Annotated in this window: 15 protein-coding genes; 6 read left to right on the top strand and 9 right to left on the bottom strand. The window is 72.7% G+C overall.

Features of this window, described 5'->3' with window-relative positions:
- Positions 1-6: 6 nt before the first annotated feature.
- A complete protein-coding gene (locus tag ACKUU6_RS06565) occupies positions 7-1,410 on the top strand; it encodes an amidase (RefSeq protein WP_407987510.1) in 1,404 nt (467 codons plus the stop codon).
- A gap of 55 nt (positions 1,411-1,465) precedes the next feature.
- Here ACKUU6_RS06565 and ACKUU6_RS06560 read toward each other — a convergent pair whose 3' ends face one another.
- The 3 genes from ACKUU6_RS06560 to ACKUU6_RS06550 form a co-directional block, all read right to left on the bottom strand.
- On the bottom strand, positions 1,466-2,242 hold the full coding sequence (locus ACKUU6_RS06560; RefSeq protein ID WP_407987509.1) for an enoyl-CoA hydratase: 777 nt from the start codon (positions 2,240-2,242) through the stop codon (positions 1,466-1,468).
- Positions 2,243-2,336: 94 nt separating this feature from the next.
- Complete coding sequence (locus ACKUU6_RS06555) at positions 2,337-3,188, bottom strand: hypothetical protein (protein ID WP_407987508.1); 852 nt, start codon at positions 3,186-3,188, stop codon at positions 2,337-2,339.
- Positions 3,189-3,266: 78 nt separating this feature from the next.
- On the bottom strand, positions 3,267-3,836 hold the full coding sequence (locus ACKUU6_RS06550) for a TetR/AcrR family transcriptional regulator (protein ID WP_407987507.1): 570 nt from the start codon (positions 3,834-3,836) through the stop codon (positions 3,267-3,269).
- Positions 3,837-3,907: 71 nt separating this feature from the next.
- On the opposite strand from ACKUU6_RS06550, the gene ACKUU6_RS06545 reads away from it, so the two are divergent.
- Positions 3,908-4,399 carry an FBP domain-containing protein gene (locus ACKUU6_RS06545; protein WP_407987506.1) on the top strand — a complete coding sequence of 164 codons (492 nt, stop codon included), beginning with the start codon at positions 3,908-3,910 and terminating at the stop codon, positions 4,397-4,399.
- Between the two features lie 10 nt (positions 4,400-4,409).
- Here the strand turns inward: ACKUU6_RS06545 and ACKUU6_RS06540 are convergent, their stop codons facing one another.
- The gene (locus tag ACKUU6_RS06540) at positions 4,410-5,444 is read right to left on the bottom strand and encodes an enoyl-CoA hydratase/isomerase family protein (protein WP_407987505.1); all 1,035 of its coding nucleotides are present in this window, start codon (positions 5,442-5,444) and stop codon (positions 4,410-4,412) included.
- Between the two features lie 109 nt (positions 5,445-5,553).
- Between ACKUU6_RS06540 and ACKUU6_RS06535 the strand changes: the two genes are divergently transcribed.
- The gene (locus tag ACKUU6_RS06535; RefSeq protein ID WP_407987504.1) at positions 5,554-7,350 is read left to right on the top strand and encodes a P-loop NTPase fold protein; all 1,797 of its coding nucleotides are present in this window, start codon (positions 5,554-5,556) and stop codon (positions 7,348-7,350) included.
- Between the two features lie 63 nt (positions 7,351-7,413).
- On the opposite strand, the gene fahA is transcribed toward ACKUU6_RS06535, so the two are convergent.
- From fahA to ACKUU6_RS06510, 5 genes are all read right to left on the bottom strand, one after another.
- A complete protein-coding gene (gene fahA, locus ACKUU6_RS06530) occupies positions 7,414-8,628 on the bottom strand; it encodes a fumarylacetoacetase (protein ID WP_407987503.1) in 1,215 nt (404 codons plus the stop codon).
- A complete protein-coding gene (locus ACKUU6_RS06525; RefSeq protein WP_407987502.1) occupies positions 8,625-9,383 on the bottom strand; it encodes a hypothetical protein in 759 nt (252 codons plus the stop codon). The genes fahA and ACKUU6_RS06525 overlap by 4 nt, the downstream gene beginning before the upstream one ends.
- A complete protein-coding gene (locus ACKUU6_RS06520) occupies positions 9,380-10,576 on the bottom strand; it encodes a homogentisate 1,2-dioxygenase (protein WP_407987501.1) in 1,197 nt (398 codons plus the stop codon). Before ACKUU6_RS06520 ends, ACKUU6_RS06525 begins: the two co-directional genes overlap by 4 nt.
- Before the next feature lie 24 nt (positions 10,577-10,600).
- Positions 10,601-11,737 carry a 4-hydroxyphenylpyruvate dioxygenase gene (gene hppD, locus ACKUU6_RS06515; RefSeq protein WP_407992053.1) on the bottom strand — a complete coding sequence of 379 codons (1,137 nt, stop codon included), beginning with the start codon at positions 11,735-11,737 and terminating at the stop codon, positions 10,601-10,603.
- A 237-nt stretch (positions 11,738-11,974) separates the two neighbouring features.
- Positions 11,975-12,595 (bottom strand): phosphoribosyltransferase, encoded by a 621-nt coding sequence (locus ACKUU6_RS06510; protein ID WP_407987500.1) that lies wholly within the window; start codon positions 12,593-12,595, stop codon positions 11,975-11,977.
- Positions 12,596-12,726: 131 nt separating this feature from the next.
- On the opposite strand from ACKUU6_RS06510, the gene ACKUU6_RS06505 reads away from it, so the two are divergent.
- Genes ACKUU6_RS06505 through ACKUU6_RS06495 form a run of 3 tightly spaced genes read left to right on the top strand, consistent with a single transcriptional unit; the run spans position 12,727 to position 15,007 of the window.
- Entirely contained in the window at positions 12,727-13,899 is a 1,173-nt protein-coding gene (locus ACKUU6_RS06505; protein ID WP_407987499.1) for a sedoheptulose 7-phosphate cyclase, read from the top strand.
- Positions 13,884-14,594 (top strand): cupin domain-containing protein, encoded by a 711-nt coding sequence (locus tag ACKUU6_RS06500; protein ID WP_407987498.1) that lies wholly within the window; start codon positions 13,884-13,886, stop codon positions 14,592-14,594. Before ACKUU6_RS06505 ends, ACKUU6_RS06500 begins: the two co-directional genes overlap by 16 nt.
- Positions 14,591-15,007, top strand: coding sequence for a hypothetical protein (locus ACKUU6_RS06495; RefSeq protein ID WP_407987497.1), 417 nt, complete (start codon positions 14,591-14,593; stop codon positions 15,005-15,007). Before ACKUU6_RS06500 ends, ACKUU6_RS06495 begins: the two co-directional genes overlap by 4 nt.
- Positions 15,008-15,073: the final 66 nt, after the last annotated feature.

The raw sequence follows: 15,073 nt of genomic DNA, 5'->3' as shown, positions 1-15,073 counted from the left end.
GTTCGGATGACGGGCGGGCGGGTGCACGCGTTCGGCGACGACGCGCTGGGCGAGCACGACGCGGTGGCGCTGGCGGCCGCGGTCCGGGCCGGTGAGGTCAGCGCCCGGGAGCTGGCGGAGGCCGCCGTCGCGCGGGCCGGGCAGGTGGACGGGCGGCTGACGCCGGTCGCGTTCGAGGCGTACCTGAACCCCCGGGCGGGCCGGGAAGGACCGGGGGCCGCGCTGGCCGGGGTGCCCACCTTCCTGAAGGACAACGTCGATCTGCGCGGCATGCCGACCGGCCAGGGCAGCGCGGCCTTCCGGGCCCGCCCCGCGCGCAGGACGGCCGGCTTCGCGGAGCAGCTGCTCGACACCGGGCTGACCGTGCTGGGCAAGACCCGGCTGCCCGAGTTCGGCCTGAACGCCTCCACCGAGTACGCCGCTGCCGAGCCGGTACGCAACCCCTGGCAGCCCTCGTACTCGCCGGGCGCCTCCTCCGGCGGGGCGGCCGCCCTGGTGGCCGCCGGGGTGGTGCCGATCGCACACGCCAACGACGGCGGCGGCTCGATCCGGATCCCGGCGGCCTGCTGCGGACTGGTCGGCCTCAAGCCGACCCGTGGCCGGCTGGTCGCCAACGACCAGGGCCGCCGACTGCCGATCGACCTGGTCACCGACGGCGTGCTGACCCGGACCGTCCGGGACACCGCCGCCTTCTTCGCGGCCGCCGAGCAGCAGTACCGCAACCCGGCCCTGCCACCGCTCGGCCTGGTGACCGGACCGGGCCGGACGCCGCTGCGGATCGGCCTGGCGCTGGAGTCGCCGATCGCGGCCACCGACGAGCAGACCAGGGCCGCCGTCGAGCGGACGGCGGCCCGGCTGGAGGCGCTCGGGCACCGGGTCGAGCCGACCGTGCTGCCGTTCGGCGAGCAGTTCGCCCAGGACTTCACCCTGTACTGGGGCTACATCGCGTTCCTGATCGCCGCCACCGGCAAGCTGCTGCTCGACCGGGGCTTCCAGACCCGCAGGCTGGACGGCCTGACCCTGGGGCTGCGGCGCAGCTTCGGCCGCGAGTTCCTGAAGACCCCCGGCGTGCTGCGCCGGCTGCGGCAGGCGGACCAGGCGTACGCCGGGATGTTCGCGGCGTACGACCTGATCCTCTGCCCGGTGCTCGCGCACGTCGCGCCGCCGATCGGCCACCTGAGCCCCAACGTGCCGTTCGAGGAGCTGATCGAGCGGCTGCGCCGGTACGTCGCCTTCACGCCGGTGAACAACGTGACCGGCGCGCCCGCCATCTCGCTGCCCACCGGCGAGACCGCCGACGGCCGGCCGATCGGGGTGCACCTGCTGGCGCCGCACGGCGAGGAGCGGCGGCTGCTGGAGCTGGCGTTCGAGCTGGAGCAGGACCAGCCCTGGCGGCGGATCCAGGACTGAGCGGGCCCGGCTGACGGATGGTCAGCCAGGCGCGCCTGCCAGGTCCGGACAGGGCCTAGCGGTTCTCGAAGGACGGCTTGCGCTTCTCGGCGAACGCAGCCATGCCCTCCTTCTGGTCGGCGGTGGCGAACAACGCGTGGAACAGCCGCCGTTCGAACCGGACGCCCTCGGCGAGGGTGGTCTCGAAGACCCGGTTGACGCTCTCCTTCATCATCACGGCCGCCGGGGCAGACATCGCGGCCACCGTCTCGGCGGTCGCCAGCGCCTCGGTCAGCAGGTCCGCCGCCGGGACGATCCGGGAGACCAGGCCGGCCCGCTCGGCCTCCTCGGCGCCCATGGTCCGCCCGGTCAGGCAGAGGTCCATCGCCTTGGCCTTGCCCACCGCGCGGGTCAGCCGCTGCGAGCCGCCGATGCCCGGGATCACGCCGAGCTTGATCTCGGGCTGGCCGAACTTGGCGGTGTCGGCGGCGATCAGGATGTCGCAGAGCATCGCCAACTCGCAGCCACCGCCCAGCGCGTAGCCCGCGACCGCCGCGACCACCGGCTTGCGCAGCCGGCCCAGCTCGTCCCAGGGGCCGAGCCAGTCGTCCAGGTAGACCTGGGGGAAGGCGTTGCCCTGCATCTCCTTGATGTCGGCACCGGCCGCGAACGCCTTCTCCGACCCGGTGATCACCATCGCACCGATCTCCGGATCGCGGTCGAAGGCGGTCGCCGCCGCCACCACCTCGCGCATCAGCTGGTTGTTCAGCGCGTTCAGCGCCTCCGGCCGGTTGAGCGTGATCAGCCCGACCCGGCCCCTCTGCTCCACCAGGATCGTCTGGTACTCGGTCATCGCCGTTGACTCCCTCGGTACTTGGGTTCGGTAACGAGGGACACCCTCCCCGACCGACCCGCCCGGGCGCCAGTCTCGCGATCCGAGACGAGGATCACGTGTCGGCGGCAAGCAGCGTCGCCAGTGGCCGGGCCCGGACCTGGGCGGTCGGCCGGGAGACGTACAGCTCGGCGTGGAACCAACCCGCGCTCTCCAGACCGGTCGGGTCGAGGCCCGCGTCCAGCACCGCCTGCAGGGCGCCGGCCCGCTCCTCGACCCCGGTGAAACGGCGCTGCCTGAAGGTCCGGGCGAGCCGCTCGGTGACCAGCCCGTACTCGGCCAGCACCTCGGCGATCGGCCCGTACGGGACGGCGCGCAGCACGAAGGACGCCACCCAGGGCGGGGACTCGACGCAGGCCAGCAGGTGGTCGAAGCTGCGGGCCGAGACGTAGCCGACGCCGCCGGTGACGGTGACCAGTCCCGCGTCGGCGACGGCGGCCCTGAGCGCGGCCGACGGGGTGGTGCGCTCCAGGTTCTCGGCGAACGCGGCGCTCAGCAGCCCGGCCCGGCGGGCGTACTCGACGGGACCACTCGCCACGTCGATGCCGACCACGGGGACCGCCTCGGAGCGGCGCCGGGCGGCGTAGAACTGCCGGTCCCGGAGCGACAGTTCAGGGGTGGAGAGGTCGTCCAGGGCGTGATCGGTGTACCGGTGGTAGAGCTCCGCCAGGCTCACCCGGTGGTTGAGCAGCGCCGCGTTGATCCCGTACGAGCAGCACAGGTCCACTACCGTGCGTGGCTCCCGGGCGGCGGTGAGCAGCCGGAACACCCGCTGGGCGTGGTGCGGCGTGACGTACTCGTACGGGCCCAGGGCGCGGAAGTACCCGCGCGGGTCGGGCTGCTCGTAGGCCTCGGCGAAGCTGGCCTTGCCGGGAACGGCGTGGCCGCTGGCCTGACGGCTGGACATGGGTGCGCACTCCTCCGGACGAAGCGGGTGCCGACACCTCCCAGTCAAACCCTCCCGGGCGCGGCGGGCAACGGCTGGTCAGGCGGCCGGCCAGGTGCGGAGCAGGACGTCGAGGGCGTCCAGGATCCTGCTCCAGCTGGCCTGGGAGTCGCGGGCGGTGTGGCCGAAGGCGCCGGCCTGCTCCAGGGTGACGTAGCCGTGGAAGGTGCTGCCCAGCAGCCGGACCGCGTCGGTCTGGTCGGGCTCGGCCAGCTGGTAGCCGCGCAGGATGGCCCGGGTCATCGCGGAGTGCTTGCCGGCCGCGCTGGTCAGCGCGGTCTCGGGGTCGAGTTCGAACTGCGCGGCGGCGTACCGGCCTGGGTGCTCCCGGGCGTAGTCCCGGTAGGCGTCGGCGAACGCGGCGAGCGCGTCCTTGCCCGACCGGCCGGCCAGTGCGGCGGCGACCCGGTCGGCGAGCTCGGCCAGGGCGAGCAGGGCGATCCGGGTCTTGAGGTCCTGGGAGTTCCTGACGTGCGAGTACAGGCTGGCGTCCCTGACGCCGAACCGGCGGGCGAGCGCCGAGACGGTCACCTTGTCGAAGCCGACCTCGTCGGCGAGCTCGGCGCCCGCCCGGGTCAGTCGCTCCTTGGTCAGCCCGACTCTCGCCACGGCGGTCCCTTGCCTTTCCTTGCCTCGTTAATCATTTGCCTAATACTCCTAGGCATTTTAGCGTACGCCCTATGAAGCCGTTGACTGAGCAAGAGATCCGGGCCTCGTTCGTGAACTGCACGAAGGGTGAGGCCAAGCGACTGAACGTGCCGCGCGGGCTCACCGACCTGCCCTGGGAGGACCTGGACTTCCTCGGCTGGCGCGATCCGCAGGCACCCGAGCGGGCCTACCTGGTGGCCGAGGTGGACGGCCGGCTCGCGGGCGTCGCCCTCCGGCTGTCGACCGGCGGGGTCGGCCAGGCCCGCCGCAGCATGTGCTCGCTCTGCGTCACCACGCACAGCGGCGGCGTCTCCCTGATGGTGGCGCCCCGGGCCGGCAAGGCCGGGCAGCAGGGCAACTCGGTCGGCGCCTACATGTGCAGCGACCTGGCCTGCTCGCTCTACGTGCGCGGGAAGCGCGACGCCGGGCCCGGCGCCCGACTGCACGAGTCGATCACTCTGGAGGAGAAGATCGAACGGACCCTGGCCAACCTCGCGACCTTCGTCGCGAAGGTGACGGCGTGATCCGGGCGGACTACGCCAGACCCAGCTCCTGGTCGCCGAGGCCGGCGAAGAAGCGGGCCACCTGGTGCTCCGTCACCCCGGCGAGGGTGGCGGGGGACCAGTGCGGGTCACGGTCCTTGTCGACCACCTGGGCGCGGATGCCTTCGACCAGGTCGGGGGCATCCAGCGCGGCGCAGGAGATCCGGAACTCCTGGTCCAGGGTCTCGGCCAGCGTGCGGTGCGCCCGGGCCCGGCGCAGCGCGGCCAGGGTGACCTTGAGCGAGGTCGGCGACTTGGCCCTGATCTGTTCGGCGGCCTCCTTGGCCGGGGTGGTCCCGGCCGCGTCCAGCCGGCTCAGGACCTCCTCCACCGTGTCGGCCGCGTAGCAGGCGTCGATCCACTCCCGCTCCCCGGCGAGTGCGGCCTCCGGCGCCTCGGCGGCGTACCGCTCCAGCGCCTCCGCCGGGGCCAGCTCGGCCAGCGCGGCGTTGAAGCCGGGCAGGGCGGCCGCCGGGACGAAGTGGTCGGCGAAGCCGCAGAGCAGCGCGTCGCCCGGTCCCATCGAGGCGGCGGTCAGGGCCAGGTGCGTCCCCAGTTCGCCCGGGGCGTGCGCGAGCAGCATGCTGCCGCCGACGTCCGGCACCAGCCCGATCCGGGTCTCCGGCATCGCCACCGTGGACCGTTCGGTGACCACCCGGACGCTGCCGTGCGCCGAGAGGCCGACCCCGCCGCCCATGGTGATCCCGTCCATCACCGCGACGTACGGCTTCGGGTAACGGGAGATCAGGTGGTTCAGCCGGTACTCGTCCCGGAAGAACCGGCGCGCCCCGGCCCCGCCCACCTTGGCGTCGTCGTGCAGCGCCCGGATGTCCGCCCCGGCGCACAGCCCGCGCTCCCCGGCACCGGTCAGCAGCACGGCGGCCACGGCGTCGTCGGCCGCCCAGTCGGTCAGCTGCCGCTCGATCGCCAGCAGCATCCCGTGGGTCAGCGCGTTGAGCGCCCGGGGCCGGTCCAGCGTGATCCGGCCGAGGCGGCCGACCCGCTCCAGCACCACATCCGTCGTCATCGGGGCCCCACTCCGTCCGCTTGCCGTCTGTTCGGAGAACCCCGCAACCGTACCCGTCGGCCCGGCGGCCGTAGGATGGGGCCGCTGATCACCATGGGGGGTGTGGGCGTTGAACTTCTCGCTGCTCAACGACGAACCGGTGCACGGTGACTCCGTGGACGAAGACGTCCTGGGAACGGCCAGGGCGGCCCAGGGCCTGGCGGCGCTGGTCCAGGCCTCGCGGGCGGCGACGCCGTTCACCATCGCGATCGACGCGGACTGGGGGATGGGCAAGAGCAGCCTGATGCACCAGATCGAGGAGCTGCTCAGCGCGGACCGGGGCACCGAGTGCGTCTGGTTCAACGCCTGGACCGCGGACGGCACCGACGCCCTGGAAGGGCTGATCAAGTCGGTGTTCCAGCAGTTCGACCGCAACCTGCTGCGCCGGGTCTGGTACCGGACCAGCCGACGCGGCTGGCTGGTCTCCTCGCTGCGGCTGGCGGTCACCGTGCTGGCGGGGGTGCTCCGGGTGGACCGGATCGTCGACGAGCTCTGGGAACGGATGGCGGCGGACGCCTCGGCCCGGAACGAGATCCGCGGGCTGATCTCGAACGCGGCCACCGAGTGGGTGGCGGCGCCCGGCAGTTGGAACCAGCGGCGGCTGCTGGTGGTCTTCGTGGACGACCTGGACCGCTGCTCGGACGAGACCATCCTGGCGGTCTGCGAAGCGATCAAGGTCTACCTGGACGTGCCCGGCCTGGCCTTCGTGCTGGGCTGCGACCAGAGCCGGATCGCGGCCGTGGCGGAAGCCTCGGGACGGGCCCTGAGCGCGGACTACCTGCAGAAGATCGTCCAGGTCAACTACCGTATCCCGCCCATCGATCCCGACCAGGCGATCCAGTTGGTGCGGGCCTACGCGGCCCGGTCCGGGACCACCGGGCTGCTGACGCCGCCGCTGGCCGCGCTGCTCGCGGAGCGGATGGGACGCAACCCACGGCGGATCAAGCGACTGATCAACAGCTTCGTGATGGAGTACCACCTCGATGTCGGCTGGCAGCAGTTCGGTGCCGAGGGCCTGCTCCGGTCGGTGCTGCTCCAGCACCTGTACCCCGACTTCCACCGGTCGCTGGTCCGGCCGGGCGGCCCCGACCTGGTGGCCGAATTCGTCACCTACTACGAGGTGCGGGGGCTGGTCCGTCGGGGCGGCGGGGCTCTCGACCCGGCGCCGGCGGCCCGGCTGGCGCAGCTGAAGGAGCGGCTGGACCTGTGGCTGCCGGAGGAGTGGCCGGCGGTCCTGGAGCAGCTGGAGCGGGCGCTGCCGCGGGAGTACCCGCTGCTGGCAGCTGATCGCGGGTTCGTCCGGCTACTGCTGGATCTGGACCAACTTCCGGACTCCGCCGCCCTGTTGGGCTGGCTGAGGCGGACCACGCCGCTGCCCGCGCCGGTGAGCCAGGGCGGCCCGCCGCCCCCTTCGGTCTTTGGCCGGCTACCGGACCCGGGGCAGCCACCGACGCCGGCACCGGACTGGGAGCGACCGCCTGTCCCGGCGGGCGCCCCGCCGCCGCTGAACCTGAGCGGGGCGCGGGTGCTCTGGGTGGACGACGTGCCGGCCAACAACGCGCAGCTGGTGCGGCAGTTGCGGAGCTTCGGCGCCGAGGTCCTCCAGGTCGAGAGCACGGCCGAGGCGCTGGCCCGGCTGAGCTGGCGGCCGGACGTGGTGATCACCGACATGAAGCGGGGCAACGACCGGCGGGCCGGGATCGACGGCACGGTGGCCATCCGGGCCCGGGGCTTCACCGGGCCGGTGATCCTCTACTCGGAGAGCCGGAACCTGACGCTGGTGGCCGAGGCGGAGGAGGCCGGAGCGACGCCGCTCCGCTCCCCGACCGCGATCGTGGACCTGATCGAGGAGCAGATGGCCCACTGAGACCGGACGCCGTCCCGCTCGGACGGGAGCGGGACGGCGGGCGGACGGCGGCGGTGGTGAGCGTCAGGGCACGATCCGCCCGGTGACCTCGCCGAACGAGATCAGCGTGCCGTCCGGGCCCGGTGCGGTGGCCGTGATGGTGACGGTGTCACCGTCCTCCAGGAAGGTGCGGGTGGTGCCGTCCGGCAGCTTGACCGGGTTCTCACCGTTCCAGGTGAGCTCGATCAGGGCTCCCCGGCTCTCCACCTCCGGGCCGCTGACGGTGCCGGAGGCGTACAGGTCGCCGGGGCGCAGCGAGGCGCCGTTGGCGGTGAGGTGGGCGAGCTGTTGGGCGGCGGTCCAGTACATCGAGGCGAACGGCGGCCGGGAGATCACGTGGCCGTTCAGCCGGACCGTCAGGCTGAGGTCGAGGCCCCAGGGTTCGCCGTCCCGGTCGTCCAGGTAGGGCAGCGGCTCGACGTCGCGCGGCGGCGGGCTGACCCTGGCGTGCTCCAGCGCGTCCAGCGGGACCACCCACGGCGACAGCGAGGTGGCGAAGGACTTGCCGAGGAACGGGCCGAGCGGCACGTACTCCCAGGCCTGGATGTCGCGGGCGGACCAGTCGTTGAGCAGGCAGACGCCGAAGACGTGCTCCCGGAAGTCCGCCAGTGGGACCGGCCTGCCGAGTTGGCTGCCGGCGCCGACCACGAAGGCCACCTCGGCCTCGATGTCGAGGCGACGGCTCGGGCCGAAGGACGGCAGCAGCTCGCTGGGCGCCTTGCGCTGGCCGTGCGGGCGGACGATCTCGGTGCCGGAGGTGACGATCGTGCCGGCCCGGCCGTGGTAACCGATCGGCAGGTGCTTCCAGTTGGGGGTGAGCGGCTCGGTGCCGGGGCGGAAGATCCGGCCCAGGTTGGTGGCGTGGTGCTCGGAGGCGTAGAAGTCGACGTAGTCGGCCACCTCGAAGGGCAGGTGCAGGGTCACTTCGCCGACCTGGTGCAGGTGCGGGGAGACCGCCGACCGGTACCGCTCCTCGCTCAGCCAGGAGGTGAGCGAGGAGCGCACGCCGGTCCAGGTCGGACGGCCCGCCGCGAGCAGCGGGTTGAGGGTGTCGGCGTCCAGCAGGACGGAGGGCTCGCCGACCGCGCGGGCGGCGGCGCCGGCGTCCAGGACGGCGTCGCCGATCGCGACGCCGATCCGTCGCCGCCCCGGCTGGTCGGCCGTGGTGAAGACGCCGTACGGCAGGTTGTGCAGGCCGAACGGGGAGTCCTGCGCGGACTCGAGCCAGCTGGTGGTCAACGGTTCTCCTGGGTCAGCAGGCCGAGTTCGGCCAGGTCGGCGAGCGGTTCGGCGATCGAGCAGGTGCCGAATGCGGTGAACGAGAGTCGTGCCAGGGCGGCCTGACGGTCCGTCAGTGAGCCGACCGCGCTGGCCAGTGCGGTGCCGGAGCGCTCGCCCAGTGCCTCGGCCGCGCGGTCCGGATCGGCGGCGGCCAGCAGCACGTTGAGGAAGCCGTGGTGCTCGAAACCGGTCACCGGGTCGGTGTGCCGGACGGCGTGATGCAGGCCCGCGGTGCACTTGTACGGCACGCCGCGTTCCGCGCAGGCGGTCAGCGCGGCGGCCAGCTCGGCCACGGTCGGGAAGGCGTCGGCGGTCAGGCCGCCGGTGCGGAACTTGGCCCGGTGCGCAGTGTCGGCCAGCTGGTCGAGCAGCTTGAACAGGTCCTCGCCGTAGGGGAGTTCGAGGCAGCCAGGTACTCCGGCAGGCAGCCGGGGCAGGACCGTGGCGGCCACCTCGACGCCCACCACGTCCAGGCCGGGCACCGGCACGTACTCGCCGCCCGGCGGCAGTACCAGTGCGACCGGGAACTCCGGCCGCAGCGCGGCCAGTTCACCGGCGCGGCCCGCTCCGCAGAGGAACGGGCCGACCGAGTCGGCGTACCAGGCCAGGCGGTGTCCGCGGTGTGCGGGCACCGCCTCACCCAGCGGCAGGTCTCCCGGCGGAAAGACCGACGCGTCGTCGAACAGTCCTCGGAACAGCGGGGGTACGCTCATCGCCGGCCGCCCGACCAGGTCCAGGCGTAGTTGTCGTCCTCGCTCGCGGTGGCACCCTCGCCGAGCTCCAGCGGGCGGAAGGTGTCCACCATGACGGCGAGTTCGTCGAAGAACTCGGCGCCGATCGAGCGCTCGTACGCGCCCGGCTGCGGGCCGTGGGTGTGGCCGCCCGGGTGCAGCGAGATCGACCCCTGACCGATGCCGGAGCCCTTGCGCGCCTCGTAGTTGCCCCCGCAGTAGAACATCACCTCGTCGCTGTCCACGTTGGCGTGGTAGTACGGCACCGGGATGGACAGCGGGTGGTAGTCCACCTTGCGCGGCACGAAGTTGCAGATCACGAAGTTGTTGCCCTCGAAGACCTGGTGGGCCGGCGGCGGCTGGTGGATCCGCCCCGTGATCGGCTCGAAGTCGGCGATGTTGAACGCGTACGGGTAGAGGCAGCCGTCCCAGCCGACCACGTCGAACGGGTGGTGCGGCACCGTGTACCTGGTGCCGATCACACCGTTCGGCCCCCGGTGCTTGACCAGCACGTCCACCTCGGCGAGGTCCTCGACCACCAGCGGACCGACCGGCCCGCGCAGGTCCCGCTCGCAGTACGGGGCGTGCTCCAGCAGCTGGCCGAACCGGGAGAGGTAGCGCTTGGGCGGGGTGATGTGGCTGTTCGCCTCGATGCAGTACGCGCGCAGCGGCGCATCCGGGCCCGGCACCCAGCGGTGCGTGGTGGCCCGGGGGATGATCACGTAGTCGCCCTGGCCGACCTCCAGCGAGCCGAACACCGTCTCCAGCACGCCGCTGCCGGACTCCACGTAGACGCACTCGTCGCCGAGCCCGTTGCGGTACAGCTCGCTCGGCGCCCCGGCCACCACGTAGGAGAGCCGGACGTCACCGTTGCCGAGCAGCAGCCGCCGCCCGGCGACCACGTCGGTGTCCTTCCACTCCTCGCCCTGGAACAGCTCGTGCAGCTTGAGGTGCCGGGGGAGGAGCGGATGGTTGGGCGTGGTGCGCTGGTCGGGCAGCTCCCACGGCACGGCGGCGGTGACCGCCGAGGGGATGCCCCGGTGGTAGAGGAGTGAGGAGTCCGAGAAGAACCCCTCCTCGCCCATCAACTCCTCGTAGTAGAGACCGCCTTCGGGCGTGCGGTGCTGGGTGTGCCGCTTGGGCGGGATGCTGCCCAGCTGCCGGTAGTGCGCCATTGTCGTGATCCTCCCGAGCCGGTCTCAGAGGTTGCCGCGCTTGTCCTGCTCGCGCTCCAGGGACTCGAACAGGGCCTTGAAGTTGCCCTTTCCGAAGCCCAGCGAGCCGTGCCGCTCGATGAACTCGAAGAACACCGTCGGCCGGTCGCCCTGCGGCTTGGTGAAGATCTGCAGCAGGTAGCCGTCCTCATCACGATCGACCAGAATGCCGCGCTTCTTGAGCTCCTCGACCGGAACCCGGACCTTGCCGATCCGCTCGCGCAGCTCCGGGTCGTCGTAGTAGGAGTCGGGCGTGTTCAGGAACTCCACGCCGTTGGACCGCAGGATGTCCACCGTGGTCAGGATGTCGTTGGTGGCCAGCGCCAGGTGCTGGCAGCCGGGGCCGCCGTAGAACTCCAGGTACTCGTCGATCTGCGACTTCTTCTTGGCGATCGCGGGCTCGTTCAGCGGGAACTTCACCCGGTGGTTGCCGCTGGCGACCACCTTGCTCATCAGCGCCGAGTACTCGGTGGCGATGTCGTCACCGACGAACTCGGCCATGTTCTCGAAGCCCATGACCCGGTTGTAGAAGCCGACCCACTCGTCCATCTTGCCGAGCTCGACGTTGCCCACCGCGTGGTCCAGGGCCTGGAACAGGCGCTTGGGGTGACCCTCCGGGCGCTGCACCCTGGTCCGGGCGGCGACGAAGCCGGGCAGGTAGGGGCCGTGGTAGCGGGAGCGGTCGACCAGGGTGTGCCGGGTCTCGCCGTAGGTGGCGATCGCGGCCCGGCGGACGGTGCCGTGCTCGTCGGTGACGTCGTTCGGCTCCTCCAGCACGGTGGCGCCGGTGGCCCGGGCGTGCGCGATGCACTTGTCCACGTCCGGGACCTCCAGCGCGAGGTCCACCACGCCGTCGCCGTGGCGGCGGTGGTGGTCCAGCAGCGCGCTGTCCGGGGAGACCCCGCCCTTGATCACGAAGCGGCAGGAGCCGGAGCGCAGCACGAAGGCCTTGCGGTCCCGGCGGCCGGTCTCGGGGCCGGAGTAGGCGACCAGCTCCATGCCGAAGACGGCCTGGTAGAACTGGGCCGCCTGGGTGGCGTTGCCGACCACGAAGACGACGGCGTCCTGGGCGATGACCGGGAACGGGTCGGTGGCCGCGTCGTGCTCGACCAGGCCCACCAGGCGGCGCAGCTGCTCGGCGTCGAGCCCGGCCTCCAGCTCCTCGGGGGTCAGTTCAACGGCGTTGGCGGTCATGGGTTCCTCCACGTTGAGGCTTGCGGTGCGCTGAGCTTGCTCCCGCCGGGATGATTGGGCAACAGATCGATGATCCGCTGCTCAATGTGTACAAGCTGAGCACCACGCGGCCGCCAGGTCTGGTCAGATTGTCCAGTCTCGATCATGACTCTTGTGGGTGTCAGGTCAGCCGAGTAGGGCGTCGAGCACCTCCGCGTCCGTGGTCTGGTCGAAGTCGGCGTAGAACGCGCCGATCGCCAGGAACCCCCGGGGCTCGTGCACGCAGACCAGTTCGTCGGCCTCGCCGCCCAGCTCCTCCCGCCAGCCGGCCGGGGCGACCGGCGTGGCCAGCACCACCCTGGCGGCGCCGCGCTGCCGGACGATCCGGCAGGCGGCCCTGGCGGTGGAGCCGGTGGCGATACCGTCGTCCACCACCACGACCGTCCGCCCGCGCAGGTCGACCGGTGGCCGGCCGCCCCGGTAGCGCGCGGCCCGGCGGGCCAGCTCGGCCCGTTCCGAGCGCTCCACCTCGGCGAGCTGATCGTTCGTCACGTGGGCGGCCTGCCGGACGCGTTCGTTCAGTACCCGGGCCCCGCCCTCGCCGATCGCCCCCATCCCGAGCTCCGGCTGGCTCGGCACCCCGAGCTTGCGCACCACGCAGATGTCCAGCGGCGCCCCGAGCGCCCGGGCCACCTCGGCGGCCACCGGTACGCCGCCGCGCGGCAGGCCCACCACCACCGCGTCGGGGATCGTCCCGAGCCGGGCGGCCAGCTGCCGCCCCGCGTCCTTCCGGTCGGTGAAGTACATGGCAGCCTCCCACCTTCCACCGTAGTCCCGGTCCGCGGACCGGGACCGGGTGCGGACGGGACACCCGTGTGTCCGGGACACCGGGCCGGGGACCGTTGAGCTCCGAATCAAGTACGACAGAGGAGGTCACCGTGGCCGGTCAGACCAACACCCCCGCCCACGGCCTGTTCACCACCGGCGAGCCGGTCAGCGCCTGGACCGTCAGTACCGCGCTCCCGGTCACCTATCAGGTCGGATTCACCCCGCGGCTGCTCGACCCGGGCAACCCCGCACTGGCCCACGCCGGCGCCGCGCCCGGAAGGCGGCTCGTGGTGGTGGAGGAGACCGTGCACGCCCTGTACGGCGACCGGATCCGAGCCTACTTCGCGGCCCGGGGCCTGGCGGTCGAGCTCGGCGTGCTGGCGGCGCACGAGGAGGTCAAGACGATGGAGTCGGTGTTCCGGGTGGCCGCCTTGATGGACCGCTTCGGGGTCTCCCGGCGCGCCGAGCCGGTGATCGCGATGGGCGGCGGCGTCCTGATGGACGTGGTGGGCCTGGCCTGCAGCCTCTACCGCCGCTCTACCCCGTTCGTCCGGGTGCCCACCACGCTGATCGGTCTGGTGGACGCGGGCGTCGGCGCCAAGACCGGGGTCAACTTCGGCCCGCACAAGAACCGGCTCGGCACCTACCACCCGGCGGTGGCCACCCTGCTGGACCCGGCCTTCCTGGCCACCCTGGACCAGCGGCACCTGAGCAACGGCCTGGCCGAGATCCTCAAGGTCGCGCTGATCAAGGACCGGCGGCTGTTCGAGCTGCTGGACCGGACCGGTGAGGCGCTGATCAGCCAGCGCTTCCAGGGCCCGACGCCCGGCGGTGAGGTGCTGGTCCGGGCGGTGCACGGGATGCTCCAGGAGCTCCAACCCAACCTCTGGGAGCACCGGTTGGAGCGCTCGATGGACTACGGCCACTCGTTCAGCCCGACCGTGGAGATGCGGGCGCTGCCCGAACTGCTGCACGGCGAGGCGGTCTGCCTCGACATGGCACTGACCACGGTGCTCGCCCAGCGGAGGGGACTGGTCGAGGCCGCCGAACGGGACCGGATCCTCGGCCTGATGCATCGACTCCGACTGCCGGTCCGGCACCCGCTGCTGGAGCCCGACACGCTGGCCGACGCGCTCACCGACACCGTCCGGCACCGGGACGGCCGACAGCGCTTCCCGCTGCCGGTCGGGATCGGCGACGGCTGCTTCGCCGACGACCTGACGGCCGCCGAGATCGGCCGGGCGGCCACCGAACTGGAGGAACTGGCATGCGTGACACCGTGATCGTCGCCGACACCCGAGGCCCCGCCGACGTGCACGGCGTGCACGGCACCCAGGGCCTGACCCGGTGGGCCTGCCTGGCCCGCCGACCGGGACTGCTGGGCGGCTGGGAGGCGGTCGAGTGGGCCAGCATCCCTCCGGGCGGCGTCAGCGGGGAGCACCTGCACACCCGCACCGAGGAGGTCTACGTCCTCCTCGCCGGCCGGGGGGAGATCACCCTCGACGGCCGGCCCTACCCCGTCGAGGCCGGGGACGTCGTACTCACCGGCCTCGGCACCACCCACGGTCTCCGCAACGCGGGCACCGAGGCGCTCGACTGGCTGGTGATCGAAATGCCCGCCGTACCCCTGCCACGGACCCCGATCCTGCGGCACGCCGTGGTGACCAACCTGCGCCGGGTCGGCCCGATCGACCCCGGCGTGGTGCTCACCGGGCCGCTGCGCCACCTCGAACTGGCCCGGTTGCGGCCCGGCGAACGCGCCGAACTGGCCGCCGACGCCACCGAGCACACCGTCTTCGTGACCGCCGGCAGCGGCCGGGCCGCCGCAGCGGACGTCCGGGTGCCGCTGGAGCCGGGCCGGTCACTCACCCTCCCGCTCGGCAGCTCGGCGGCGCTCACCGCCGGGAACGACGGGCTGGAGTACGTCCACGCGGTGCTCACCGTGCCGCCGTCCGAACGACCCGGGGAGCTCCGATGATCGTCACCGACACGGCCCACGCGGCCGTCCACCTGGGCCCCGGCACCCAGCGGGTCCGCACCCGCTGCCTGGCCCGCCGGGGCATGCTGCACAGCGAGACCGAGGCCGTCGACCACGTCCGGCTCAGCCCCGGCGCCTGCTACGACCTGGCCGGCCGGGCGGGCACCGAGGCGGCCTGGTACGTGCTGCGCGGCCCGGTCGCGCTGCTGGACTGCCCGGAGCAGCCGCAGCACCTGCTGGCCGAGGGCGACCTGCTGCTCGCCCCGGAGGGCGGCCGGGTGCACCTGCACGGCGGCCCGCTCGGTGCCGAGCTGCTCTGCCTGACCGTGCTGCCGGACGCCGTCAGCCGTGAACTTCCGCAGCGCAAGCCGGAGTTGGCCGATCGCGGCGCACCGGTCCCGGTCCCGGAGTGAGTCCTGACCGGGACGCCACGCCCTGCCGCCCGGGACAGCGGGCGGGACACCGTAGGCCCTGAACAA

This window comes from Kitasatospora sp. CMC57 (assembly GCF_045866025.2).
In the GTDB taxonomy this organism is placed as follows: Bacteria; Actinomycetota; Actinomycetes; order Streptomycetales; family Streptomycetaceae; genus Kitasatospora.
The sequence above is the reverse complement of the archived record's forward strand: the minus strand, read 5'-3'. Positions and strand labels throughout refer to the sequence as shown.

What these genes read in the sequence shown, in the direction of transcription:
- ACKUU6_RS06560 (WP_407987509.1), bottom strand. Translation starts at nt 2,242, where the DNA reads ATGACCGAGTACCAGACGATCCTGGTGGAGCAGAGGGGCCGGGTCGGG.
- ACKUU6_RS06495 (WP_407987497.1), top strand. Translation starts at nt 14,591, where the DNA reads ATGATCGTCACCGACACGGCCCACGCGGCCGTCCACCTGGGCCCCGGC.
- ACKUU6_RS06525 (WP_407987502.1), bottom strand. Translation starts at nt 9,383, where the DNA reads ATGAGCGTACCCCCGCTGTTCCGAGGACTGTTCGACGACGCGTCGGTC.
- ACKUU6_RS06500 (WP_407987498.1), top strand. Translation starts at nt 13,884, where the DNA reads ATGCGTGACACCGTGATCGTCGCCGACACCCGAGGCCCCGCCGACGTG.
- ACKUU6_RS06510 (WP_407987500.1), bottom strand. Translation starts at nt 12,595, where the DNA reads ATGTACTTCACCGACCGGAAGGACGCGGGGCGGCAGCTGGCCGCCCGG.
- ACKUU6_RS06555 (WP_407987508.1), bottom strand. Translation starts at nt 3,188, where the DNA reads ATGTCCAGCCGTCAGGCCAGCGGCCACGCCGTTCCCGGCAAGGCCAGC.
- ACKUU6_RS06540 (WP_407987505.1), bottom strand. Translation starts at nt 5,444, where the DNA reads ATGACGACGGATGTGGTGCTGGAGCGGGTCGGCCGCCTCGGCCGGATC.
- ACKUU6_RS06520 (WP_407987501.1), bottom strand. Translation starts at nt 10,576, where the DNA reads ATGGCGCACTACCGGCAGCTGGGCAGCATCCCGCCCAAGCGGCACACC.
- ACKUU6_RS06545 (WP_407987506.1), top strand. Translation starts at nt 3,908, where the DNA reads ATGAAGCCGTTGACTGAGCAAGAGATCCGGGCCTCGTTCGTGAACTGC.
- ACKUU6_RS06565 (WP_407987510.1), top strand. Translation starts at nt 7, where the DNA reads ATGACGGGCGGGCGGGTGCACGCGTTCGGCGACGACGCGCTGGGCGAG.